Origin of the sequence: Streptomyces sp. NPDC001714, from assembly GCF_042892755.1 — a bacterium.
Lineage (GTDB): Bacteria > Actinomycetota > Actinomycetes > Streptomycetales > Streptomycetaceae > Streptomyces.
Genome location: NZ_JBIAUL010000001.1, coordinates 719998 through 742048 on the forward strand (window position 1 = coordinate 719998; position 22051 = coordinate 742048).

Annotated in this window: 27 protein-coding genes; 25 read left to right on the plus strand and 2 right to left on the minus strand. The window is 69.9% G+C overall.

Annotated features, from left to right (window positions below; genetic code table 11):
• The first annotated feature begins 51 nt into the window (after positions 1 to 51).
• From cpaB to ACFY0P_RS03420, 15 genes are all read left to right on the plus strand, one after another.
• Positions 52 to 756 (plus strand): Flp pilus assembly protein CpaB, encoded by a 705-nt coding sequence (gene cpaB, locus ACFY0P_RS03350; protein WP_388906749.1) that lies wholly within the window; start codon positions 52 to 54, stop codon positions 754 to 756.
• Between the two features lie 12 nt (positions 757 to 768).
• Positions 769 to 2034 (plus strand): CpaE family protein, encoded by a 1266-nt coding sequence (locus tag ACFY0P_RS03355; RefSeq protein WP_388906751.1) that lies wholly within the window; start codon positions 769 to 771, stop codon positions 2032 to 2034.
• 224 nt (positions 2035 to 2258) lie between these two features.
• Complete coding sequence (locus tag ACFY0P_RS03360; RefSeq protein ID WP_388906753.1) at positions 2259 to 2588, plus strand: pilus assembly protein; 330 nt, start codon at positions 2259 to 2261, stop codon at positions 2586 to 2588.
• A gap of 1 nt (position 2589) precedes the next feature.
• Positions 2590 to 2943 carry a TadE/TadG family type IV pilus assembly protein gene (locus tag ACFY0P_RS03365; protein ID WP_388906756.1) on the plus strand — a complete coding sequence of 118 codons (354 nt, stop codon included), beginning with the start codon at positions 2590 to 2592 and terminating at the stop codon, positions 2941 to 2943.
• Positions 2944 to 2961: 18 nt separating this feature from the next.
• Positions 2962 to 4299 (plus strand): CpaF family protein, encoded by a 1338-nt coding sequence (locus ACFY0P_RS03370; protein ID WP_388906758.1) that lies wholly within the window; start codon positions 2962 to 2964, stop codon positions 4297 to 4299.
• Between the two features lie 7 nt (positions 4300 to 4306).
• A complete protein-coding gene (locus ACFY0P_RS03375; RefSeq protein WP_388906760.1) occupies positions 4307 to 5251 on the plus strand; it encodes a type II secretion system F family protein in 945 nt (314 codons plus the stop codon).
• A gap of 19 nt (positions 5252 to 5270) precedes the next feature.
• Positions 5271 to 6158, plus strand: coding sequence for a DUF5936 domain-containing protein (locus ACFY0P_RS03380; protein ID WP_388906762.1), 888 nt, complete (start codon positions 5271 to 5273; stop codon positions 6156 to 6158).
• A 23-nt stretch (positions 6159 to 6181) separates the two neighbouring features.
• Positions 6182 to 7480, plus strand: coding sequence for a sensor histidine kinase (locus ACFY0P_RS03385; RefSeq protein ID WP_388906764.1), 1299 nt, complete (start codon positions 6182 to 6184; stop codon positions 7478 to 7480).
• A complete protein-coding gene (locus tag ACFY0P_RS03390; RefSeq protein ID WP_388906766.1) occupies positions 7477 to 8211 on the plus strand; it encodes a response regulator in 735 nt (244 codons plus the stop codon). The genes ACFY0P_RS03385 and ACFY0P_RS03390 overlap by 4 nt, the downstream gene beginning before the upstream one ends.
• Positions 8212 to 8318: 107 nt before the next feature.
• Positions 8319 to 8504, plus strand: a complete 186-nt coding sequence (locus tag ACFY0P_RS03395) for a hypothetical protein (RefSeq protein WP_089099096.1) — start codon at positions 8319 to 8321, stop codon at positions 8502 to 8504.
• Positions 8504 to 9085: a pilus assembly protein TadG-related protein gene (locus ACFY0P_RS03400; protein WP_388906769.1), complete on the plus strand. Its 582-nt coding sequence runs from the start codon at positions 8504 to 8506 to the stop codon at positions 9083 to 9085. Before ACFY0P_RS03395 ends, ACFY0P_RS03400 begins: the two co-directional genes overlap by 1 nt.
• A gap of 35 nt (positions 9086 to 9120) precedes the next feature.
• On the plus strand, positions 9121 to 9708 hold the full coding sequence (locus ACFY0P_RS03405; protein WP_388906771.1) for a hypothetical protein: 588 nt from the start codon (positions 9121 to 9123) through the stop codon (positions 9706 to 9708).
• A gap of 7 nt (positions 9709 to 9715) precedes the next feature.
• Complete coding sequence (locus ACFY0P_RS03410) at positions 9716 to 10345, plus strand: OmpA family protein (RefSeq protein WP_388906773.1); 630 nt, start codon at positions 9716 to 9718, stop codon at positions 10343 to 10345.
• A 45-nt stretch (positions 10346 to 10390) separates the two neighbouring features.
• The gene (locus ACFY0P_RS03415; RefSeq protein ID WP_388906775.1) at positions 10391 to 10672 is read left to right on the plus strand and encodes an Arc family DNA-binding protein; all 282 of its coding nucleotides are present in this window, start codon (positions 10391 to 10393) and stop codon (positions 10670 to 10672) included.
• Positions 10669 to 11061: a hypothetical protein gene (locus ACFY0P_RS03420; protein ID WP_388906778.1), complete on the plus strand. Its 393-nt coding sequence runs from the start codon at positions 10669 to 10671 to the stop codon at positions 11059 to 11061. The genes ACFY0P_RS03415 and ACFY0P_RS03420 overlap by 4 nt, the downstream gene beginning before the upstream one ends.
• A 50-nt stretch (positions 11062 to 11111) precedes the next feature.
• Here the strand turns inward: ACFY0P_RS03420 and ACFY0P_RS03425 are convergent, their stop codons facing one another.
• Complete coding sequence (locus ACFY0P_RS03425) at positions 11112 to 11477, minus strand: DUF192 domain-containing protein (protein WP_388906781.1); 366 nt, start codon at positions 11475 to 11477, stop codon at positions 11112 to 11114.
• A gap of 230 nt (positions 11478 to 11707) precedes the next feature.
• On the opposite strand from ACFY0P_RS03425, the gene ACFY0P_RS03430 reads away from it, so the two are divergent.
• From ACFY0P_RS03430 to ACFY0P_RS03460, 7 genes are all read left to right on the plus strand, one after another.
• Positions 11708 to 12025: a hypothetical protein gene (locus tag ACFY0P_RS03430; protein ID WP_388906783.1), complete on the plus strand. Its 318-nt coding sequence runs from the start codon at positions 11708 to 11710 to the stop codon at positions 12023 to 12025.
• Complete coding sequence (locus ACFY0P_RS03435) at positions 12022 to 13380, plus strand: hypothetical protein (protein ID WP_388906786.1); 1359 nt, start codon at positions 12022 to 12024, stop codon at positions 13378 to 13380. Before ACFY0P_RS03430 ends, ACFY0P_RS03435 begins: the two co-directional genes overlap by 4 nt.
• Before the next feature lie 123 nt (positions 13381 to 13503).
• Positions 13504 to 14121, plus strand: coding sequence for a hypothetical protein (locus ACFY0P_RS03440; RefSeq protein WP_388906789.1), 618 nt, complete (start codon positions 13504 to 13506; stop codon positions 14119 to 14121).
• A 13-nt stretch (positions 14122 to 14134) separates the two neighbouring features.
• On the plus strand, positions 14135 to 14833 hold the full coding sequence (locus ACFY0P_RS03445) for a hypothetical protein (RefSeq protein WP_388906791.1): 699 nt from the start codon (positions 14135 to 14137) through the stop codon (positions 14831 to 14833).
• Complete coding sequence (locus ACFY0P_RS03450; RefSeq protein WP_388906793.1) at positions 14830 to 15411, plus strand: hypothetical protein; 582 nt, start codon at positions 14830 to 14832, stop codon at positions 15409 to 15411. The genes ACFY0P_RS03445 and ACFY0P_RS03450 overlap by 4 nt, the downstream gene beginning before the upstream one ends.
• A gap of 84 nt (positions 15412 to 15495) precedes the next feature.
• Complete coding sequence (locus ACFY0P_RS03455; protein WP_388906796.1) at positions 15496 to 16374, plus strand: LLM class flavin-dependent oxidoreductase; 879 nt, start codon at positions 15496 to 15498, stop codon at positions 16372 to 16374.
• A gap of 58 nt (positions 16375 to 16432) precedes the next feature.
• The gene (locus tag ACFY0P_RS03460; RefSeq protein ID WP_388906798.1) at positions 16433 to 16912 is read left to right on the plus strand and encodes a GNAT family N-acetyltransferase; all 480 of its coding nucleotides are present in this window, start codon (positions 16433 to 16435) and stop codon (positions 16910 to 16912) included.
• Positions 16913 to 16945: 33 nt separating this feature from the next.
• On the opposite strand, the gene ACFY0P_RS03465 is transcribed toward ACFY0P_RS03460, so the two are convergent.
• On the minus strand, positions 16946 to 17458 hold the full coding sequence (locus ACFY0P_RS03465) for a DinB family protein (RefSeq protein ID WP_388906800.1): 513 nt from the start codon (positions 17456 to 17458) through the stop codon (positions 16946 to 16948).
• A 52-nt stretch (positions 17459 to 17510) separates the two neighbouring features.
• Between ACFY0P_RS03465 and ACFY0P_RS03470 the strand changes: the two genes are divergently transcribed.
• The 3 genes from ACFY0P_RS03470 to ACFY0P_RS03480 all read left to right on the plus strand — a co-directional run bounded on the left by ACFY0P_RS03470 (position 17511) and on the right by ACFY0P_RS03480 (position 21740).
• Complete coding sequence (locus tag ACFY0P_RS03470) at positions 17511 to 18311, plus strand: class I SAM-dependent methyltransferase (protein WP_388906803.1); 801 nt, start codon at positions 17511 to 17513, stop codon at positions 18309 to 18311.
• A gap of 920 nt (positions 18312 to 19231) precedes the next feature.
• The gene (locus ACFY0P_RS03475) at positions 19232 to 20005 is read left to right on the plus strand and encodes an isoprenyl transferase (protein ID WP_352354477.1); all 774 of its coding nucleotides are present in this window, start codon (positions 19232 to 19234) and stop codon (positions 20003 to 20005) included.
• A 409-nt stretch (positions 20006 to 20414) separates the two neighbouring features.
• Positions 20415 to 21740 (plus strand): PhoH family protein, encoded by a 1326-nt coding sequence (locus ACFY0P_RS03480; protein ID WP_388906806.1) that lies wholly within the window; start codon positions 20415 to 20417, stop codon positions 21738 to 21740.
• Positions 21741 to 22051 lie beyond the last annotated feature (311 nt).

Consider the following 22051-nt stretch of genomic DNA (forward strand, 5'->3'; position numbering starts at 1 on the left):
ACCGCTCGGCTCCCTCACTTCCCCCACTTCCCCGATGAGGTCGCACGGTCCATGAACTCCCGTCAGCGCCGCGGCGTGATACTCCTGATCCTGTCGGTGATCTGCGCACTCGCCGCCTTCGCCGGCGTGCTCTCGGTCATCGACAACGCGAAGTCCGAGGTCGGTCCCAAGGTCACCGCGTACGAACTCCGGTCCGACGTCAAGCCGTACACCACGCTGAGCGCGAGCCAGTTCAAGAAGATCTCGTTGCCCGAGCGGTGGCTGTCCGCCAACGCGGTCACCAGCCTCAGCCAGATCCAGGGCAAGATCGCGGTCACCACGCTGAAGAAGGGCTCGCTGCTCCAGAGCGACATGATCGTCGACCAGCCCGAGCTGAAGCCGGGCGAGCAGGAGGTCGCCATCATGATCGACGCGGCCACCGGGGTGGCAGGCAAGATCACCCCGGGCTCGCGGGTCAACGTCTACGCCACCTTCGAGGGCAAGCAGCAGGCCGATCCCGACCAGTCGAAGATCATCGTGACCAACGCCCGGGTCCTGGACGTCGGGGCCCAGCTCAGCTACGTGGACCCGGACAACAGGAACCAGCAGCCCAGCGACGCCGTCCCCATCACCTTCGCGCTGTCCACGCTCGACGCCCAGCGCCTCACCTACGCGGAGTCCTTCGCCCAGCGGGTCCGGCTCGCCCTGGTCGCGCCCGGTACGACGACCACCGTGCCGGACAAGGACCGCACCTACGAACTCGCGACGGACAAGTGAGAGGCGCCTTCCATGCCCATCAGGATCCTCCCCGCCGTCGGTGACGCGGACGCCGTCCGCTCCCTGGTCTCCCTGCTCAGCCAGCTCCCGGACGCCGAACCGCTGGCCCCCGTCGTCGACTCCACGCAGCTCGTCGACACCCTCGCCCGGTCCGCCGCCGAGTCCGTCGACGAACTCCCCGAGGTCGTCGTCGTCCACGAACGCATCGGCCCCGTCCCGGCCCTCGAACTGATCCGCGAGGTCGCCCTGCGCTTCCCCGCCGTGGGCGTCGTCCTGGTCACCACCGACACCAGCCCCGGCCTGTTCGCCGCCGCGATGGACTCCGGCGCCCGCGGCCTGGTCGGCCTTCCGCTGAGCTACGAGGAGCTGGCCGGCCGCGTCCAGGCCGTCGCCCAGTGGTCCACGGGCGTACGACGCCATCTCGGCCACGGCGCCGACGTGTTCGCCGGTGTCGGCGGCACCGTCGTCACGGTCAGCGGCGCGAAGGGCGGCACCGGCGCGACCCTCGTCGCGGTCCAGATCGCCCTCGCCGCGCAGGCCTCAGGACACTCCACCGCCCTGGTCGACCTCGACCTCCAGACCGGGGACGTCGCCTCCTACCTGGACGTCCAGTTCCGCCGCTCGGTCGCCGACCTCGCCGCGGTGGGCGACATCTCCCCGCGGGTCATGGCCGAGGCCGTCTTCCGCCACGACTCCGGACTGGCGCTGCTGCTGGCGCCGGCCGAGGGCGAACGCGGCGAGGAGGTCACCGACCGCGCCGCCCGCCAGATCCTCAGCGCCCTGCGCTCCCGCTACGAGGTGGTGATCGTCGACTGCGGCGCGCAGCTCGGCGGGGCGGGCGCGGCGGCCGTGGAGACCGCCGACCTGGCCCTGCTGGTCACCACGCCGGACGTGGTCGCCGTTCGGGCGGCGAAGCGGACGGTGCGGATGTGGGACCGGCTGCAGATCCGCAAGGCCGAGGAGACGACGGTGGTGGTCAACCGGTACACGCGCGGTACGGAGATCCAGCCGGCGCTGATCGGCCGCATCACCGGGACGGCCATGGCGGGGACACCGATTCCCGCCAATTTCAAGGAGCTTCAGGGCGCGGTGGACGCGGGCCGGATGCACGAGCTGGACTCACGGAGCACGGTGAAGCAGGCGCTGTGGGGGCTGGCCGGGGAGCTGGGCCTGGTGCGGACGGGGGAGGGGCCACCGCCGCCACGCCGGTCCGGGACACGGGCACGGGGCGGGGAGCGGGCGGCGGTGGGGTTCCGGCGGCGGAAGGAGCTGCCGTGAGACGCGGTCGGTCGGGTCCGGGGCCGTCGGGTCGTCGGTCGGGTGCGGCGCCGTCGTGGCTGGTCGCGCAGTTCCCCGCGCCCCTAAAAGCCGGGCGCCACCGTGAGCGCCCCTTCAGGGGCGCGGGGAACTGCGCGAGCAACCCCCACCGGGCCGCACCCGACCGACGACCCGGCGCCCCCTTCGTCCGCGACCGCGGACAGGTCTCCGTCGAACTCCTCGGCATGACCCCGGTCATCATCCTCACCCTGGTGCTCATGTGGCAGGCCGTCCTCGTGGGGTACGCCTTCACCCTCGCGGGGAACGCTGCCGACGAGGGCGTACGGGCGGGCACGGCCGTCCCCCGGGGGGAACGCTTCGGCGTCTGTCAGCGCGCCGCGCTGGAGGACCTCTCCGGCGCCTGGCGGGAGGGAGCCACGGTGGACCAGTGCGGCGGCACCGGCACGGTGACCGCGGACGTCTCCCTGCGCGTCCCGGTCCTGTTCCCCGGCTCCATCGACTTCCCCGTCACCGTGCACGGCCACGCCGGCACCGTGGAGGAGGTGAAGCGCTGAGATGCACCCCCGCCTTCCCGGCCGGCACCCCCGCGACCGCGGCCAGGTCGCCATCGAGTACCTCGGCTTCCTCCCGATCCTCCTCGTCGTCGGACTGGCCGGCATCCAGCTCGGCGCCGTCGCCTACGCCGCCGAGCAGGCCGGTACGGCGGCGCGGGCGGGGGCACGCGCCGCCTCGCTGCAGGAGGACGTCGGCGCGGCCTGCTCGTCCGCGGTCAGCGGCGGGATCGACGTGAGCTGCGCGTCCTCCGGCGGCGGCGACTCCGTCACCGTCACCGCCACGGTCCACATCCCGAAGATCGTCTGGGACCTCGGCAACGCCACCAAGTCCGCCACGATGCCCGTCGACCACTGAACGAGGAGCACGGCAACCATGAGCCTGCGGGCACGCATCAACTCCCCCGAGGAGCACGGCAGCCGGGGGGAGGACGGCCACCTGGTCTCCTCCTACCGGGCCAAGCTCCTGGAGGAGATCGACCTCGCGGAGATGAGCGCGCTGGCCGCCGCCGAGCGCCGGGCCCGTCTCGAACGCGTCCTCGGCCACATCATCAGCCGCGAGGGCCCGGTCCTGTCGACCGTCGAACGCTCCCAGCTGATCCGCCGGGTCGTCGACGAGGCCCTCGGCCTCGGCATCCTGGAGCCGCTCCTCGAAGACGCGTCGATCACGGAAATCATGGTGAACGGCCCGGACGCGATCTTCGTCGAACGCGGCGGCCGCGTCGAGCAGTTGCCGCTCCGCTTCGTCTCGGCGGACCAGCTGATGCAGACCATCGAACGCATCGTCTCCACCGTCAACCGCCGCGTCGACGAGTCGAACCCGATGGTCGACGCCCGCCTCCCCTCCGGCGAACGCGTCAACGTCATCATCCCGCCGCTCTCCCTGACCGGCCCCACCCTCACCATCCGCCGCTTCCCGCGCTCCTTCACCCTCCAGGAGCTGATCGGCTTCGGCTCGCTCGACGAGCACATGGTGTTCCTGCTCGCGGGCCTGGTGCAGGCGAAGTTCAACATCATCGTCTCCGGCGCCACCGGCACCGGGAAGACCACCCTGCTCAACGCCCTGTCCGGCCTGATCCCGGCCCACGAACGCATCATCACCATCGAGGACTCCGCCGAACTCCAGCTCCAGCAGACCCACGTGGTCCGGCTGGAGTCCCGCCCGGCGAACGTCGAGGGCAAGGGCCAGGTCACCATCCGCGACCTGGTCCGCAACTCGCTGCGGATGCGCCCCGACCGGATCGTGGTCGGTGAGGTCCGCGGCGGCGAGTCCCTGGACATGCTGCAGGCCATGTCCACGGGCCACGACGGCTCCCTGGCCACCGTCCACGCGAACAGCGCCGAGGACGCGCTGACCCGGCTCCAGACCCTGGCCTCCATGTCCGACGTCGAGGTCCCCTTCGTCGCCCTGCACGACCAGATCAACAGCGCGGTCGAGGTCATCGTCCAGCTGACCCGGTTCGCCGACGGCGCCCGCCGGATCACCGAGATCGCGGTGCTCGACAGCCACGGCAGCGAGCCGTACCGGCTGGCGACCGTTGCCCGCTTCGACGCCCAGCCCATGACCCACGACGGCCATGTCCACGGCGCCTTCCAGTACTTCCCGCTGCCGCGCCGTACCGCCGACCGCCTCTACATGGCGAGCCAGCCGATCCCGCAGGCCTTCGGCGTGGCCCAGCACCTCGACCAGCTCACCACCCGAGAAGCCCGGTAGGCGGCCCATGTCCCTCCACGACCTTGTCTTCCTCACCACCGGCATCACCCTGCTGGCCTGCCTCCTGGCCGTGGTGGGCCTGCACACCTACGCCTCCGGCCGGGCCCAGCGCGCCGCCCTGGTGGACCGCCTCTCCTACACCGGCCAGGCCCCGCTCACCGGCCGCCGGCGCCGCTTCCGCAACCTGGACCGCCGCCTGCGCGGCACGTCGGTCGGCCGCCGCCTGGAACTCCGTCTGGCGGCGACGGGCCTGGACGTCACCCCCGGCGAGTTCTTCGTCTACATGCTCGCCGCCGTAGCATCCCTCTGGCTCATCGGCCAGGCCGCCCTGGCCCCCTTCTTCGGACCGATCGCCGGCCTGCTCGGCGTCTTCGCAGCCGTCCAGTTCCTCAACTGGCAGCGGCAGAAACGCATCGAGCGGTTCATCGGCCAACTCCCCGAACTGGCCCGCATCCTGGCCAACGCCACCCACGCCGGCCTCGCCCTGCGCACCGCGATCGGCATGGCGGCGGAGGAGCTGGAGGCCCCGGCGGGCGAGGAACTCGGCAAGGTTGCCGACCAGTTGGCGATCGGCCACTCCATGGAGGACGCGCTCGGTGAGCTCGCCGAGCGGCTTCCGTCCCGTGAGCTGGTCGTCCTCGTCACCACGCTCGTCCTCTCCAACCGGGCGGGCGGCCAGGTGGTCTCCGCCCTGCGCAACCTGACCGAGACGCTGGAGGAGCGCAAGGAGACCCGCCGGGAGATCCGCACCCAGCTCGCCCAGGTGACGATGACCTCCTACGCCGTCCCGGTCCTCGGCGTCGGCGCCCTGTTCCTGATGAACGGGGTCAAGGACGGCACCCTGGCCCGCATGACGGGGACCGGGCTCGGCCAGGCGGCCGTGCTCATCGCCTTCGGGCTGTACGTCATCGGGTTCGTCCTCATCCGCCGCCTCAGCCGCATCGACGTATAGGGAAGAGGTGGTATGTCACATGGCACTCCTCCTGGCCCTGCTCATGGCCCTCGCCGTCTACGGCGTCTTCGCGGGCGTCCGCATGTACCGCGCGGACGCGAAGCTCCCCTCCGACCTGGCGATCGCCCTGGAGGTGGGCGCCACCCGCACCGGCGCCGCCAACTCCCTCATCGACCGCATGGGCATGCGGTACGCGCCCGCGGTGCTGCGCCTCATGGGCCCGCGCCAGGTGGCCAAGTACCGCCGCAGGATCGACCTGGCGGGCAACCCCGGTGGCCTGACCATCGACCGCTACGCGGCCCGCCGCGCGGTCTACGGCGCCCTGGGCGGCACCGGCTTCCTGGTTTTCCTCCTGCGCGGCCAGTGGCTGGTCGCCGTCCTGCTCCTCCTCTTCGGCGCGTTCTGGACGGAGGTCGGCATCTGGTCGGCGATCCGCATCCGCAAGGACGTCATCGAACGCACCCTGCCGGACTTCCTCGACGTCCTCGCGGTGGTGGTCGGCGCCGGCCTCGGCTTCCGGCAGGCCCTGGACCGGGTGGCCACGCACTACGAGGGCCCCTGGGCCGACGAACTCCGCATCACCCTGCGCCAGATGGACCTCGGCATGAGCCGCCGCCAGGCCTTCGCGGAACTCCGCCGCCGCAACGACTCCGAACAGGTGGCGATGTTCGTGACGGCGCTCCAGCAGGGCGAGGAGCTGGGCGCGCCGATCGTCGACACCCTGGTCGCCCTGGCCAAGGACATGCGCCGCACCGACGCCCAGAACGCCCGCCGCAAGGCGGCCCGGGCGGTACCGAGGGCCACCCTCATGATCACCACGTTCATGGTCCCGGCGACGATGCTGCTGCTGGCCGCGGGCCTGCTGCTCGGCTCGGGGGTCGACTTCGGGTCGGTCACGGGGAAGTAGGGGAGCAGGCGGAGGTGACGAGCGTGGCGACCAGCGAGGACGCGGACGGGAACGGGGAGAGGAGCACGCCCCGCGCCACCGGAGTGGACGGGATCCGCATCTCCGGCGTGGACGGCGTGGACGGCGCGGACGGCGCGGGGGCCGCGAAGGTCGAGATCCGCGCCCTCCAGGCGATGTGCCGCCAGGTCTTCGGCCTCCGCCTGGCGATGATCGCCGTGGCGACCCCCGCGGCCCTCCTCAACGCCAGCCCCGGCCTGGGCGTCCGCCTGGTCGGCTCGGCCGTGGTCGTCACGTTCATGATCTCGTACGTCCTCTTCCGGGACTGGCAGCGCTTCGGCCCCCTCCTCCTGCGCCACCCCACCCTCCTGGCCGCCGACACCCTGTTCGGCTCCCTCCTCCTGATCTCGGCGGGCCCCGACACCACCCTCGCGTACGTCAGCGTCTGCACCCCGCTGCTCGCCGGCCTCCTCTACAGCTGGCGGGGAGCGGCGGTCTTCGCGTCCCTCCAGTCGCTGATCCTCCTGGTGGCGCAGGAGACGCTGAAGCGCCACGGTGTACTGGCCGAGTCCCTCCTCCTCCCCGGCCTCTGCGTCATCACCGGCGCGATGGGCTCGACCCTGCGCAACCTGATGCTCCGCTTCGGCGCCGCCACCGAGGCCCTGACCGAGACCCGGACCCGCCTGGCCGCGACCGAGGCGGCGAGCGCGGAACGCGCCCGGCTGGCCCGCGAGATGCACGACTCGGTGGCCAAGACCCTGTACGGCGTGGCGCTGGTCGCCGACGGCCTCGCGGCGTCGGCGGCCGTGTCCCCGGACCGCCTGGACCCGGCGCTGATCAGACAGCAGGCGGAACTGCTGGCGCGGGCGGCCCGCCGGGCGGCGGCGGAGTCCCGCGAACTCCTGACCGACCTGCGCGGCGGCCCGGAGGCCGACGTACTCTCCCAACTCGCGTCGCTGACCACCGGCTTCACCGCCCGCACGGCCCTCCCCACGAGATACGACGGCCCCGCCACCCCCGTCCCGCTCCCGCCCCCCACCGCCCGCCAGCTGCTGGGCATAGCTGCGGAGGCCCTGGAGAACGCGCACCGCCACGCGCACGCGACGAAAGTCGACGTACGGGCGGCCACCACCCCCACCCACCTGGTGGTGACGATCCACGACGACGGCCGGGGCCTCCCTGCGGACACGTCTCTCGAAGACCTGCGCCGCACCGGCCATTTCGGCCTGCTCGGCATGACGGAACGGGCGGCGTCGGTGGGCGCCCGCATCCAACTGACCACCGACAAGGGCACGGAGGTCCGAGTGGAGGTGCCACTGCCATGACCGGCGACACGACGGAACGGCCAACGACCCTGCGCGTCCTGGTGGCCGACGACAACCCGGTGATCCGCGCGGGCCTGACGGCCGTCCTCTCCGCGGCGGACGACCTCACGGTGGTCGCGGAGGCCGAGGACGGCCGCGCGGCCTACGAGGCGGCCCTGCACCACCGCCCCGACGTCATCCTCCTGGACGTCCGCATGCCCGGCGTGGACGGCATCGCGGCCCTGCCCCACCTGGTCCGCGTGGCCCCGGTCATGATGCTGACGTACAGCGACGGGACGGACCTCGTGCAGGAGGCGGTCCGGCTGGGCGCCGGGGGCTACCTGGTCCACGGCGAGTTCACGACACAGCAGCTGACCCAGGCGGTACGGGACGTGGGCCGGGGCCGCCCGCACTTCACGCCGACGGCGACGAACGCGTTGCTGGCGCATGTCAGAGGCCACGCAAATGCACACACGAAACCGGAACTGAGAGCTCTACCTAAGAAATTCATCCCCACAGAGCTTTCGCAACTGCAATCCGCTGTGGGACAGTCATCCCAGTCCCGGTTTCAACTGAGCGGCAGGGAGGCGGAGATCATGGACCTCATCGCGTCCGGTATGAGCAACCAGCAGATCGCCGCCGTCTGCTTCATCAGCGAGAAGACGGTCAAGAACCACATCAACCGCATCTTCGCCAAACTCCACACCACCACCCGCGCTCAGGCGACGGCCAAGTGGCTGGGGGTGGCCTGAGGTGAACCGGGTGAACTGGGTCCGGATTTGGGTCCCCGGACCCTCCGCCACCGGGTATGTTCCGCCCTACGCTGCCAGGATCGGAACCGAACCCGGAGGGGAGCACCATGAGCGACCTGATGCTGAGGATGCTTGTCGCAATGCAGCGCCGTGCCGACGACCGGGGTCAGACCGCGGTCGAGTACCTGGGAATCATCGCGGTGGTGGTGGCGATCGTGCTGGCGGTCACGGGTACCAGCATCGGCAGCCACATCCTGGAGAAGATCCTGGCGCAGATCGACAAAATCGTGTGATGCGTGTTCGCCGTTACGGCGATTCAGGGCAGGCCTTCCCCATCTACATCACGGTAGTGGGAGGCCTGCTCTTTCTCGCGTTCGCGTACCTCGCGGTCGGCCAGGCCGCGGTGAACCGGAACGGTGCCCAGACGGCAGCCGACGCGGCGGCGCTCGCCGCGGCCCTGAACACGCGTGACGAGCTTGCGGACCAGTGGGTGCAGGACGTACTCGACCCGACCAAGTGGCAGGACATCTTCGACGGCAAGGTGGACGTCGCGGACTCCTGCTGGCGTGCCGCCCAGCTGGCGTCCCAGAACGACGCGACGGCGCAATGCACGTCCCAACCGCCGCTGAGTTACAAGGTCGATGCGACGACGAACAAGACCGTGGGCGACTCCGTCGTTCCCGGCACCGAGAACATGAAGTCGACGGCACACGCCACGGCCGTGATAGAGCCGCTCTGCACATTCACGCTCACCGGTGATGCCGGTGTCCTGCCCGAACTCACCTGCAGGGACCGGAATTGGGAGCTGGACCCCGGCGATCTCACCGATCTCCCGGGACCCGAGGACCTCTTCGACGTCCACCTGGCCGACTGACAAGCGAATCGACGAGTGAAGAAGGAAGCGGAGCGATGAGCATTCGGTTCACTGCGAAGGCTCGCAGGGGGATGGTCGCACTGGCCGTCACGGCCGGTCTGGCTCTCGGTGCGGCCGGGTGCGGAGGCGGCGGTGGCGGCGGGGGCGACAAGAAGCCGGGTGCGTCGTCATCTGCCTCCCCGAGTGGTGGGTCCCAGCCGAGTGCGCAGGAGGGGCAGTCCGCGGCTCCCCTCGCCGAACTCAACGGCCCTTCCGGCCTGATCCTTCAAGTAACCTCGGCCATCCGGGACTCGGGCGGCTTCCTCACCGTCAACGCGAACCTGAAGAACGACGGCTCCCAGTCGGTCGTGGTCCCCGTGGCCCTGCGGGGTGACGAGACGGAGATCGTCCAGCACGGTACGTCGTTCGGTGGCGCCACCCTCGTGGACTCCAAGGGGAAGAAGCGGTACTACGTTCTGCGAGACACGGACGGCCGCCCGCTCACCACGACCGATCTGTCCTCGATCGACGCCGGCCAGACCATCCCCGTCTTCATGCAGTTCCCCGCCCCGCCGGCCGACACCACCGAGGTGACCCTCCAGCTCCCCACGTTCTCCAGCGGCACCATCAAGATCTCCGGGTGAGGACGAAGTGACCACTCCACGCCTCCCCCTGACCCTGGGCGCCGCGACGCTCCTTCTCGTCACGAATCTCTACGGCGCGACGACCGCCCGTGCCGACGGCGGCGACCCGAGCGTCCCCCCGGGTACCGAGCCCTCCGCCACCGCCCCCGTGAAGATCGACCCGACGGACCCCGACCTCAAACTCCCCGAGGGCGCCACCCTCGCCGATCCCAAGGTCCTGGACATCAAGTCGGTCGTCGAGGACCAGAGCGGTGACGAGCGCCGTACGGACACCAACACGGACGTGACGTTCGCCCTTCAGGCCGAGGTGCTGTTCAGCAAGGACAGCGCGAAGCTGAGCGCGGCGGCGAAGGCACGGATCGCGGCGATCGCGGACGAGATCAGGAAGCAGAACCCGACCCAGGTCCGCGTCTTCGGCTTCACGGACAACCTGGGCACCTCGGCTCACGGAGACGTCCTCTCCCGCCAGCGCGCCAACGCCGTACAGGGCGTCCTGGACCAGGACCTGAACGACCCGAACATCACCTTCGACGTCCGCGGCTACGGCGAGCAGTACCCGATCGCGGACAACTCGACGGAGGAGGGAAGGAAGAAGAACCGCCGGGTGGAGGTCACGTTCCCGCGCACGGAGAGCTGAGTACAGTCGCCCTCGTTAGGCGTATACGTGACGTATACTTTTGCCATGCCCGACGTCATGATCCGTGTGCCCGCAGAAGTCCGTGACCAACTCGCCGCCGTGGCGGAGGCGCGCGGGACCAGTCTTCGTGCGCTCATGCAGGAGATAGCGGCTCAGACTCTGACCCCTGAGCAGATCCAGGAACGGGCCGAGCGCACTCGTGCCCTCCTTGCCGAGCGGTTCGGGCACTACGTGACCGACGAGGAGTCCGCGGAGATGCGGCGCAAGATGCGGGAGGCCAACGCCAGGCACCGGGCCGCACTGGCGGACGCGGAGCAATCCCGTTGAACCTCGCCGAGCACTACGTCCTCGACAGTGCCACGTTGCTGGCGATGGGCGGCAACAAGCAGGTCTCCGGACTCATCCACGCGGCGGCGGCAAGTGATGACGTGCGCCTGTGGGTGCCGGTCCTGTGTCTCCTGGAGGCCGAGCGGGAACGCTCGGGGATCGTCGCTCACGCCGGGGTCCTGTTGGACGTCCTCCGTTTCGTCGACGACGACTTTGCGACAGCGGCGACGGTTGCCGAGTTGTGCCGAGTCGACGTCGGCTTCGGCGTTGCGGCTGCCGTACATGTCGCGCGGCCGAACCCCATGCTCCCCGACGGGGCGCTGGTGGCGACGGTCGCGCCAGAGGCCTACGCGGGTCTCGGAGTCGGGGTCATGGATCTGAACCGCTGACGGAGGACCGACGTCGTGGTGACAGTTCCCGGAGCGCGGGTGGGCAGGCCCTACACCCCCTCGACCGTCACCCGCACGCCTGTCCTCACCCCCCACTCGGCCATGGCCCCCGCCTCCGCCTCCAGCACATGCCGGGAACGGAGACGAGGCCGGCCGAGGCGGCCCGGCGGCATGGTCCGCACGGCGATGACGTTCAGCCGGCGATCCAGATAGGCGACGTCGATCGCGATCCGCATCCGGAAGGTGTGGATCCCGTTGGCGGGCGACAGCAGGATCGCGCCGTCAAGCCCATCACGCCCCAGCAACCCTCTGGTACGGGCGCGATAGGACGTGGCGATCTCCAGCGGCACGGCGGCCACCCGCCCCCCGTCCCCGTGCACGACCAACGTCCCCCGGCCGTCTCGCCAGCGTGCCATCCCCGCCGCCTCCGCCCGCCCTGCTCGCTGCCGCATGACATGAACGAACGTACAGGCACGGCTTCGTTCGAGATCCTGTGGTCACCCTCCCGGGTTCTGTGCTTCCGTCGTCCGGCACTTCACAAGTGGAACCGTTACAGTTCCTTACTGGTCTCTTACTCGTGCCACTGGCAGGGGCCGGAGCGAGGGCCCGGAAGTGGAAGCAGAAGAAGCGGAAGAGGGGGCAGCGCGTGGCCGACCGGCTGGTCGTTGACGGTGACGAGCTCGCACACTTCATGAAGTTGCTGAAGAAGTCGAGCAGTTCGCTGAACGGGCTGCGCAAGGCGCTGAGCGATGCCACGGTCAGCGGACTCGGTACGGACGACCTGGACAGCGCGTGCCAGTACTTCCAGGAGGAGTGGAAGTACGGCACTGAACAGATCGGTGAGCAGACCGACGACCTCGCCGAGATCATCGGGAAGAGCAGGGACAGCTACAACGAGGTGGACAAGGCGCTGGAAGAAGCCTTGAAGAAGGCCAGGTCGGGCAAGGGGGAAGGGGCGACGTGACCTACACCCCCGGCACGGAGCGGCCCGCTGGCATTCTCGACGCGCAGACCCGCGAGGACTACGACAAACCGCAGGGCCTGAAGTCACGCTCGGGCGTTTCGAATGCGGACTATCCGGCCCTGGGTTTCAATCCCGCCCCCGGCAGCACTGACACCGTCCACGACCTCTACGTCAAGCTCACCAACTGTGCCAAGGTCCTGGAAGAGTCCCATGGCCTGGTCACCAAGTTGATGGACGGTAGCTACTGGCAGGGCGACGCCGCCGTCGCCTTCCGGGAGGAACTCGACGGCGGGCCGTTGCCGCTCAACCTGAAGAACGCCGCGCACTCCATCCGCAAGGCCGCCCGCCAACTCGACCGCTGGGAAGGCGAACTGGAGGAATTCCAGCGCCGGGCGAAGAAACTCGAGAGCGACGCCAAGGACGCGCGGGATGCGCTGGCCGCGGCGAAGAGCCGGGCGGGTAGGGCGAAGCACGACTCCGATCTGCAGAAGAAGGGTTCGCAGCACGAGGCGGCCCAGAAGACGCTCACCCACGCGAACACGGCGGTGGAGACGGCCCAGGCCGACCTTGACGCGATCATCAGCAGGGCGAAGAAGCTCGCTGAGGAGCACGAGGAGAAGGCCCGTTACCGGGCGGGCAAGATCACCGACGCCACACAGAAACTGGCCCCGAACGAGCCGGGCCTCTTCGGCGAAGCCCTCGACTGGATCACCGACAACCTGCCGGACATCCTGAGCTGGACTGCCGCGGCCCTCGGGATCATCGCCCTGTTCGTGGTCACGGGTGGCACGGCAGCGGCGGTACTGCTCCTGGCCGCGGCGGCACTGAGCGCCGGCGCGGTCGCGACCCGGCTGGCGGATCCCGCCGTGCGTGCCTCTTTGTGGGACGGCTTTCGCCATGGAGAGTTTGACGCCGACTTCTGGAGCAACGCGATCGGCGTGGCTGCGGACGGCCTGGGCATGCTTCCCGGACTCGGTGCCGCGGCCAAGGGCGCCCCGGTGCTGTTCAGATCGGTGGGCGAAGCCGGCGAGGTCCTCACCGTGGGCCAGCGGTTCGCCGCAGCCGGAGGCAGGACCATGGAATCAGCCAAAGCCTTCGCCGAACTGAAGAACCCGTTCACGGAATGGGTGGTGGCAAAGGCGCCACGCCTGACCGGGACGGTTGAGGCCGCAGAGAGGGCCGCCCCGTGGGCCGGCCTCACTACAGCTTCCTACGGCCTGTCCGCGAGCTTGAGCGACTCATTGGACAACGACACCGCGGCGAACGTAGGCACCGGCGTTGACGGCTTCTTCCTGGGGCCGATCGACACCGCCGAGACTGTCGATCTGGTCCGCCGGGTTTTCGGCCATCTGTGAGAACCGCCTGAGGCCGAACCGTCCATCCTCCCTCTCCCCACGAGAAAGCAACCCCTCATGCATCCCACCGATCACCCCACAGCCTGGGACCACGTCCCCACACGCGCCGCGTGGAGACGGCACATGGCCATGAACGTGGCCGGGCTCATCGGATGGCCTGCCGGATGGGTGGCGCTCATCGGCATCTCCACGTACACACCGAACTGGGTGGTCTGGATCTTCATGCCGTACTTCCTCTACGGCTTCTACCGGATCTTCGTCCAGCTCACCTACTTCCCCGCGGCCCTGGGCATCCGACGCGTCCTGCGCGCGTATCCCTGGCAGATCCTCGAAAAGGTGCCGAGTGGACTCGGCAGGTACCCGGGTGCCCGCGACGACGGAATCTGGTTCGAGTTCCGCAATCCGTCCGCACCGGAAGAGAAGATCCCGCTGGTGTTTCTCAAGCACCACCGCTCGCACTGGTGGCTGCGCCGACTGGACGGCCCCCGTACGAAGCCCGAGCGCAGGGCGCAGATCGAACCGCTTTGGTTCGCGGGCGACCCGCGCTTCCTCGGGGTGGTCGCCGCGCCCGGCCGGGGCGGCCAGGTACCGAAGCGGTTGCATCTCCTCTACCAGCGGCCGGTCTTCGACCGCAGGTGTGCCCCGGAGGGCTGGGGTGCCGACCCGGTGGCCGTCGAGCATGCCGGCCGTGCTGGTGCCCGGTACCTCCCGGAGCCGTCACAGTTCCCCGCGCAGGGATGAGAAGCGCCCCATCATGACCACCACACCCGTTTCGAACGTCATCGTCCACCCCAGTGCCGGAGAACCGGGCGACGGCGTCTGGTTCGCCGTACCCGCTGGATTCACCGCTGTTCCCCTCGCCGCCCTCGTCACGCCGACAGGCTCTCCCGAGGCGGAGCGACTCCGCGAGGCGCTGGCTCCGATCCTCGACGCGGCCCCTGACGAGTTGTCCAGGCAGGAATTCGTCATGACCCTGACCGCCGTCCAACGCATGCTGCACAGCGTGTACACGAGCGGGACAGCTCACTGCGCGGTCGGCCTCCATCGGGACGACACCGAGGACACGGAGGAGTTGGACGGAAGCGCGCTGCTCTCCCTTTTCACCATCTCCTGGGTGGACACCGCCTGGGCCCCACGAGCAGTCACCGCTGCCCGAGTTCTGGTGACGGCGGCAGGCCACACCGACATCGACTTCACGGAAGTACCCTGCGGCCCGGCCGCGTTCAGCGAGACGCTTCGTACGGCGGCAGCCGAGTCGGGTCTTCCCCAGCAACCCCTGCTGCAACTCCACGGCTACCTCCCGCACCCCCACGGCACCGCTCTCGCTCTCCTCACCCTGAGCACCACTGCCGTACGTCGGCGCAAGCAATACCGCGCGATCCTCCGCCAGATCGCGCACACCGTCACTTTCGAGGATCCCTTCGCGACTGCCGCAGGGAGTGAGCGTCGGTGAGCGCCCCCTCCCCGGCGCTTCCCTGGGCCTCGCAGCCCGCCGTAAAGCATCCGCCCACCCGCCGCGCGATCCACCGCCGGCTGATCCGGCAGGCGGTGCTTCTCCTCGTCGTATGGCCCGGCTTCTTCCTGGCGATCGCGCTGGCCGCGGCCACCGACGCAGAACAGTTCATACCGATCCTGGTCAGAGGCGTCTTCGTCACGCCGGTCCTGCTGCCCCTGAACATCTGGGGTGCGGTCACGGCCCTGCGCATGCATCGCAGGCTGAGCGTGCACCCCTGGAGGCTGGTGAAGTGTGAGGTCGTCGTTCCCGGCACGCACGGGTGGCGGCCCAGGGAGTACGACCCCACCAAGGGACGTGAGGCGAGGGTCCCCGCGATCCTCCGTATCGGGCAGGACGTCCTGACGTCCACCCCCTTCAAACGCCACGTGAGCATGCGGCTCACCCGCCTCTGGTGCGCAGGCCCTCCCGGCCCGGGCGCGGTGGTCTCCGAACCGGGCGGGGCCAGGCCCTTCCGGCTGGCCCTTCGCAAGGACCTCACCGCATCCGTCGCTCGGGCCGAGGCCACTTCTCCGTAACCTCGACTGATCAGGGTGGTTGCAAGCGGCGACGGCGCGCAATTTCGGTTGTGACGGTCGCCCGCCCCGGGTAATACCTCCCCCATGACAACACTCGGCGCAGTCTTCCGTCCCCAGCTTCCCCCCGAGCGGCTGCGGGACGTGGTTCGTGTTGCTGAGGGGGTGGGGCTTGAGGAGTTGTGGTTGTGGGAGGACTGTTTCCGGGAGGGTGGGATCTCCGCGGCCGCGGCCGCTCTCGCCTGGTCGGAGCGGGTGCGGGTCGGGGTCGGGCTGTTGCCCGTGCCGTTGCGGAACGTCGCCGTCACCGCGATGGAGGTCGCCACGCTGCACCGGATGTTCCCGGGGCGCGCGATCGTCGGCGTCGGGCACGGCGTGCAGGACTGGATGGGCCAGGTCGGTGCCCGCGCCGAGTCCCCGCTGACCCTGTTGCGCGAGCATCTCGACGCCCTGCGTGCGCTGCTGCGCGGGGAGCGGCTGACCGTCGGCGGGCGGTACGTCCGGCTCGACGACGTCGCCCTCGACTGGCCGCCGGCCGACCCGGTGGAGGTCCTCGCCGGCGCCGAAGGCCCCCGTACCCTCCGCCTGTCCGGTGCCGCCGCCGACGGGACCGTTCTCACCGCCGCGACCTCACCCGACCGCGTCCGCCGGGCCCTGCGGCTCATCGAGGAGGGGCGGCTGGCCGCGGGACGCGGCGCGGACGAGCCGCACAAGGTCGTCGTGTACCTGCTCACCGCCACCGGGCCCGACGCCCCCGCCCGGCTCCGTGCCGAACTCGTCGCGGAGGGGCTGGAGTCCGTCCCCGACCTCGGTGTCGCCGGTGACGCGGGCGCCGTCGCCAAGGCCGTGCAGCGGCTCGTGGAGGCCGGCGCCGACACCGTGATCCTCCAGCCGACGGCGGACGAGCACGATCCCGAGGGCTTCGTGCGGTTCACCGCGGAGGAGGTCCGGCCGCTGGTGCCGTAGAGGCGGTCCGAGAGAAGGCCGCCCGCCGTTGTCAGTGGCGGGTGCCATGCTCGCCGTCATGACGACCAGCGACGTTCGGCTGCGGCCCGTCCGGGACGACGACCTCGAGTTCTTCCTGGCCTACGAGCACGACCCGGAGGCCGTCCGGCGGTCGGGGTTCACGCCGCGGCCGCGGGAGGCCTTCCTCCGGCACTGGAGAGAGCGGGTGCTCGGGAATCCGAGCGGCCTGGTGCGGACCGTCGTCGCGGACGGGGAGGTCGCGGGGAACATCGTGGCCTGGTGGGACGGCGAGCGCCGGTTCACCGGGTACTGGCTCGGACGGGCGTACTGGGGGAGAGGCGTCGGCAGCCGTGCCCTCGCCCTCTTCCTCCGGGAGGAGACCGTACGGCCCCTGTTCGCCGACACGTCCGTCGAGAACACCGCCTCTGTACGGCTGCTGGAGAAGAGCGGCTTCGTGCCGTACGAGGACCCGGAGCAGCCCGTGGACGAGGGGTTCGTGCTGCTGGTCCTGCGCGGCCATGCCACGGGGGCACCGTGATGCCCTCGCGGCGTGGTGCGTCCTACGACTCCGTCACGCCGTTTCCGTGGCGGCCGGATGGTCGCCCGTCGCCCCGTCGATCAGTTCCCGCACGATGTCCATGTGCCCGGCGTGCCGTGCCGTCTCCTCGATCATGTGGACGAGGACCCAGCGGAGCGAGACCGAGTGGTCCCGCCACTCCGGCCGGCCCAGTGCGTCCAGCGGGCGCCCGGTGATCACCGCGTCGGCCGCGGCGCGCGCACGGCCGTAGAAGTCGACGATCTGCTGGGTGGTCTCACCGGGGCCGACGGACAGGTCGTCGTCGGTGTAGGGGTCGAACCACAGGGGCTCGGTCTCCCCGCCGAAGGACGAGACGAACCAGCCGTACTCCACCGACGCCAGATGTTTCACCAGCCCCAGCAGGTTCGTGCCCGACGGCGTCATCGGGCGCCGCAGTTGTTCGTCGTCCAGGCCCCGCACTTTCCACAGGACCGCGTCCCGGTGCCGGTCCAGGCTCGCGTGCAGGATGTCCTTCTCGTCGGCCGTGTACGTGTCGTCGGTCGTCATGGCCGGTGAAAATAGCAGCGGGCACCGACAATCCGCTGCGATGCTGCGGGCCATGGCAGAGCAGCGGACGCACCGCACTTTCGAGGACCTCGTCGCCGAGGGCGCCGCCGTGCCGACCGAGGGGTGGGACTTCTCCTGGTTCGAGGGGCGGGCCACCGAGGCCCGTCCGTCCTGGGGGTACGCCCGTGCGGCCGGCGGGCGACTGGCCCGTGCCACGGCGGCGCTCGACATCCAGACCGGCGGCGGCGAGGTGTTCGACTTCGCCCTCGGTACGGCGGCCCCGGACCGGCCCGGGCTGCTCGCCGCCACCGAGGGCTGGCCGCCGAACGTCCCTAAGGCGAGCGCGCTGCTCGGCGCGCGCGGCGTGGTGGTCGTCGCCTCGCCCGAGGACGCCCCGCTGCCGTTCGCCGACGAGACCTTCGACCTGGTCCTCAGCAGGCACCCGGTGCGCGCTCACTGGGCCGAGATCGCGCGCGTGCTGCGGCCGGGCGGCGCGTACTTCGCGCAGCACGTCGGGCCCGCCAGCGTCTTCGAACTCGTCGAGTTCTTCCTCGGCCCGCAGCCGGAGGCCGTCCGTGGCGGCCGCCGTCCCGACCGCGAGCGCGCCGCGGCGGAGGCGGCCGGGCTGGAGGTGGTCGGTCTGCGGGCGGAGCGGCTGCGGATGGAGTTCCACGACATCGCGGCCGTCGTGCACTTCCTGCGGAAGGTCGTGTGGATGGTCCCGGGCTTCACGGTCGAGGCGTACGAGCCCCAACTCCGCGCCCTGCACCGGCGGATCGAGTCGGAGGGGCCCTTCGTCGCGCACAGCTCCCGGCACTTGTTCGACGCCCGTAGACCGGTGGCCCGGCCCTGATGCACCGGCCTTGCAATGCCAGGCGGCGAAGAATGGCCAAGAACCGCCGTCCGAGCTGCCGGACGACTGCCCGTCCGTGCGGCAAGTCAAATGATCAAGGTGGGTCATGCCGGGACGCGATCGGTCAATACGGTCAACTCGTTCACTAGTTCGCTGAGCTGCGCATAAGTGAACGAGGAGCCCTTTCGTTCATCTCTGATTTTCACAGCGTTCCCGCATCGTTACCACTTTCGCTTCGTATCACCCGATCGGCTCACGTAAGTTCAGACCAAGGCAATTCGCGTGAGCAAAGCTGCGCGGGCGGTACCGCGCAGTGGAGGGGGCTGCGCGGTGCCGTATCGCCCCGCGCGCTCCCGTCAAGTCGCCGTTCGCACCCGGGGTAGCCCGTCGGAGGGACGGGCGAACAACTCGCCGAGGCATCCCCAAGACGGCTCAAACCCTCTTGATCTCCCCGTAAGTGGCTACTTTTCCTGGGATTCCGATGTGAATCGGCCATGCGGGACTCTCGAATCCAGCGTTTCAGGCCCACCGGGGCGTCGCCGGACGACTCCGGAGAGTAGTTGATGCGCGCTGATGCGCGCAGCATCACTTACGAAGGGTTATGGTGGAAGCCCCCCCTCGGGCCGGTCCGTCTCCCCCCCACGGACCGGCCCGTTTTTTGTCCGCAGTTCTCACCCTGTTTTCAAGCGCCCCCGAGGCAGGGTCCCGAAGGGGCGCGGCGAACTCCGCGACCAGCCACAACTGGCCCGCGGTCGCCCGACCGCCCGAGCCCCCGCCCCCGTGGGGCGCCCTCCCCGCCGAACTCCCCCCAACTCCCAGCGGGGTAGGCTTCGGCCCGCGGACTCCCGCATCCCCAAGCATGCGGACCCCGCGGACTCAACGCGGACCCCCGCATCCGATCCACGAGGGGCGGACTTCAAGTGAACCTGCGCGACAAGCTGCGCGGCCTGCTCGTCAGGCTCTACGCACGCCGGGTGGAAGGCCACCTGGACCACGCTCAGGTGCCCAAGCACATCGGCGTCATCATGGACGGCAACCGGCGCTGGGCGAAGGCCGCGGGATCCAGCACGGTGCACGGTCACCGCGCCGGCGCGGAGAAGATCGAGGAGTTCCTCGGCTGGTGCTCCGAGACCGACGTCGAGGTCGTCACCCTCTGGCTGCTGTCGACCGACAACTTCGACCGGGCCAAGGAGGAGCTGGTCCCCCTCCTCGGCATCATCGAGGACGTCGTCCGCACCCTCGCCGCCGACGGCCGCTGGCGTGTCCACCACGTCGGCACCCCCGACCTGCTGCCCGCCCCGATGCAGACCGCGCTGAAGGAGGCCGAGGAGGCCACCGCGCACGTCGACGGGATACTGGTGAACGTCGCCATCGGCTACGGCGGCCGTCAGGAGATCGCCGACGCCGTCCGCTCGATGATCCTGGACGCCCACGACAAGGGTGTCGCGATGGAGGACCTCGCCGACTCCGTCGACGTCGACATGATCGGCCGGCACCTTTACACCGGTGCCCAGCCCGACCCGGACCTGGTGATCCGCACCAGCGGCGAGCAGCGGCTGTCCGGATTCATGCTCTGGCAGACCGCCCACTCCGAGTACTACTTCTGCGAGGTCTTCTGGCCCGCGTTCCGCAAGGTCGACTTCCTGCGTGCCATGCGCGACTACGCGGCCCGGCACCGCCGCTACGGCGGGTGACGTCTTCGTGACGGCGGACGTCAACGCGGCATACGACCCCCGCCACCACTGCCACGCTGGATAACCCGGTCGTCACGGTGGATGACCTCACCCCACCCATGAGGCGTAAATCACCCATATTGGGGCGCGTGTAACGCGGAGTTCACCTGCGTGTCGTTGCGGACCGTGGCATGGCGGCGCATGTTCGAGGGCATAAGCCAAGCAGGTCGATGCCCGAACCACGGGCATCGGTTCTCAGCGGGCGGCTCGGGGCCGTCCGCCCGGGAGGCCCTTTGCACCAGCCCGACCGTGCGGTCACGGCACGGAAGAAGCAGCGGGGGGCCGGTTTTCGGCCCGTGCAGGGCGGCCGTCAACCGGTCCAGCTCGCCTTCGTCGCTCCCCGACCTCATCCGAGGGGGTACGTCCTTCCGTGGTGACCAGCACAACGCGCCGCAAGTCCGACCGGCGCACCTATGTTCTCGACACCAGCGTCCTGCTGGCCGACCCGAACGCCATGGCCCGCTTCGAGGAGCACGAGGTAGTGCTCCCGATCGTCGTGGTCACGGAACTGGAGGCCAAGCGGCACCATCCCGAACTCGGTTACTTCGCCCGGCAGGCGCTGCGCCTGCTCGACGACTACCGGGTCCGGCACGGCCGCCTCGATGCCCCCATCCCGATCGGGGACCTCGGCGGCACCATCCGTGTCGAGCTCAATCACTCGGACCCCAGCGTGCTGCCGAGCGGCTACCGCCTGGGGGACAACGACTCCCGCATCCTCGCGGTGGCCCGCAACCTGCAGGCCGAGGGGTACGACGTCACCGTCGTCTCGAAGGACCTGCCCCTCAGGATCAAGGCGTCGTCGGTCGGTCTCCTCGCCGAGGAGTACCGCGCCGAACTCGCCATCACGGACGCCTCCGGCTGGACCGGAATGTCCGAACTGACCCTGCCCGGCGAACAGGTGGACATCCTCTTCGAGGAAGGGCACGTCTACGTCCCGGAGGCCTCCGACCTCCCCGTGCACACCGGTCTGACCATCCAGTCCGAGCGCGGCAAGGCGCTCGGCCGGGTGACGGCCGAGGGCAACATCCGCCTGGTGCGCGGCGACCGGGAGGCGTTCGGCATCAAGGGCCGCAGCGCCGAGCAGCGCATCGCGCTCGATCTGCTGCTCGACCCGGACGTCGGGATCGTGTCGATGGGCGGCCGGGCCGGCACCGGCAAGAGCGCGCTGGCGCTGTGCGCGGGCCTGGAGGCGGTCCTGGAGCGCCGCCAGCACCAGAAGGTGATGGTCTTCCGCCCGCTGTACGCGGTCGGCGGGCAGGAGCTGGGCTATCTGCCGGGCTCCGAGGCGGAGAAGATGAGCCCCTGGGCGCAGGCGGTCTTCGACACCCTCTCGGCGGTCACCAGCCGCGAGGTCATCGAGGAGGTCACGGCCCGCGGGATGCTGGAGGTGCTGCCGCTCACCCACATCCGCGGCCGCTCCCTGCACGACGCGTTCGTGATCGTGGACGAGGCCCAGTCGCTGGAACGGAACGTGCTGCTGACCGTTCTGTCCCGGATCGGCGCGAATTCACGGGTCGTTCTGACCCACGATGTGGCGCAAAGGGACAATCTGCGAGTCGGGCGATACGACGGTGTGGTCGCCGTCGTGGAGAAGCTGAAGGGGCATCCGCTGTTCGCGCATGTCACCCTCACCCGGTCCGAGAGGTCCCAGATCGCCGCCCTTGTGACCGAAATGCTGGAGGACGGACACATCTGAACCATCTGATCCCTGTGTCCAACTTGGGCTGATGACCCACCCGTTGGCGCCGTCCGGCAAAGGCCCCGAGCCTAGCCGGGCGGCGCCTTCGCGCGTGACGGTTTCCTGAAATCCCCTGGGAGAAACCGGATGTGAGCTTTCACACGCAACTCTGAATTGCCACCCGGCGTCGGGTTACGGCAGAGTCTCACTCCTGTCAGGCCCCGCATACGACACACCCGTACCCCCAGCGGTACGGAACAACAGAAGCACCATTGCTAATTCCATAGCGACGTCGTATGCCGCCCGAGCACCACGTGGCGCTCCCTTCC

What these genes read in the sequence shown, in the direction of transcription:
- ACFY0P_RS03355 (WP_388906751.1), top strand. Translation starts at nt 769, where the DNA reads ATGCCCATCAGGATCCTCCCCGCCGTCGGTGACGCGGACGCCGTCCGC.
- ACFY0P_RS03405 (WP_388906771.1), top strand. Translation starts at nt 9,121, where the DNA reads ATGAGCATTCGGTTCACTGCGAAGGCTCGCAGGGGGATGGTCGCACTG.
- ACFY0P_RS03440 (WP_388906789.1), top strand. Translation starts at nt 13,504, where the DNA reads ATGGCCATGAACGTGGCCGGGCTCATCGGATGGCCTGCCGGATGGGTG.
- ACFY0P_RS03380 (WP_388906762.1), top strand. Translation starts at nt 5,271, where the DNA reads ATGGCACTCCTCCTGGCCCTGCTCATGGCCCTCGCCGTCTACGGCGTC.
- ACFY0P_RS03445 (WP_388906791.1), top strand. Translation starts at nt 14,135, where the DNA reads ATGACCACCACACCCGTTTCGAACGTCATCGTCCACCCCAGTGCCGGA.
- ACFY0P_RS03415 (WP_388906775.1), top strand. Translation starts at nt 10,391, where the DNA reads ATGCCCGACGTCATGATCCGTGTGCCCGCAGAAGTCCGTGACCAACTC.
- ACFY0P_RS03365 (WP_388906756.1), top strand. Translation starts at nt 2,590, where the DNA reads ATGCACCCCCGCCTTCCCGGCCGGCACCCCCGCGACCGCGGCCAGGTC.
- ACFY0P_RS03425 (WP_388906781.1), bottom strand. Translation starts at nt 11,477, where the DNA reads ATGGCACGCTGGCGAGACGGCCGGGGGACGTTGGTCGTGCACGGGGAC.
- ACFY0P_RS03370 (WP_388906758.1), top strand. Translation starts at nt 2,962, where the DNA reads ATGAGCCTGCGGGCACGCATCAACTCCCCCGAGGAGCACGGCAGCCGG.
- ACFY0P_RS03360 (WP_388906753.1), top strand. Translation starts at nt 2,259, where the DNA reads ATGACCCCGGTCATCATCCTCACCCTGGTGCTCATGTGGCAGGCCGTC.
- ACFY0P_RS03390 (WP_388906766.1), top strand. Translation starts at nt 7,477, where the DNA reads ATGACCGGCGACACGACGGAACGGCCAACGACCCTGCGCGTCCTGGTG.
- ACFY0P_RS03455 (WP_388906796.1), top strand. Translation starts at nt 15,496, where the DNA reads ATGACAACACTCGGCGCAGTCTTCCGTCCCCAGCTTCCCCCCGAGCGG.
- ACFY0P_RS03400 (WP_388906769.1), top strand. Translation starts at nt 8,504, where the DNA reads ATGCGTGTTCGCCGTTACGGCGATTCAGGGCAGGCCTTCCCCATCTAC.
- ACFY0P_RS03460 (WP_388906798.1), top strand. Translation starts at nt 16,433, where the DNA reads ATGACGACCAGCGACGTTCGGCTGCGGCCCGTCCGGGACGACGACCTC.
- cpaB (WP_388906749.1), top strand. Translation starts at nt 52, where the DNA reads ATGAACTCCCGTCAGCGCCGCGGCGTGATACTCCTGATCCTGTCGGTG.
- ACFY0P_RS03470 (WP_388906803.1), top strand. Translation starts at nt 17,511, where the DNA reads ATGGCAGAGCAGCGGACGCACCGCACTTTCGAGGACCTCGTCGCCGAG.
- ACFY0P_RS03465 (WP_388906800.1), bottom strand. Translation starts at nt 17,458, where the DNA reads ATGACGACCGACGACACGTACACGGCCGACGAGAAGGACATCCTGCAC.
- ACFY0P_RS03375 (WP_388906760.1), top strand. Translation starts at nt 4,307, where the DNA reads ATGTCCCTCCACGACCTTGTCTTCCTCACCACCGGCATCACCCTGCTG.
- ACFY0P_RS03395 (WP_089099096.1), top strand. Translation starts at nt 8,319, where the DNA reads ATGAGCGACCTGATGCTGAGGATGCTTGTCGCAATGCAGCGCCGTGCC.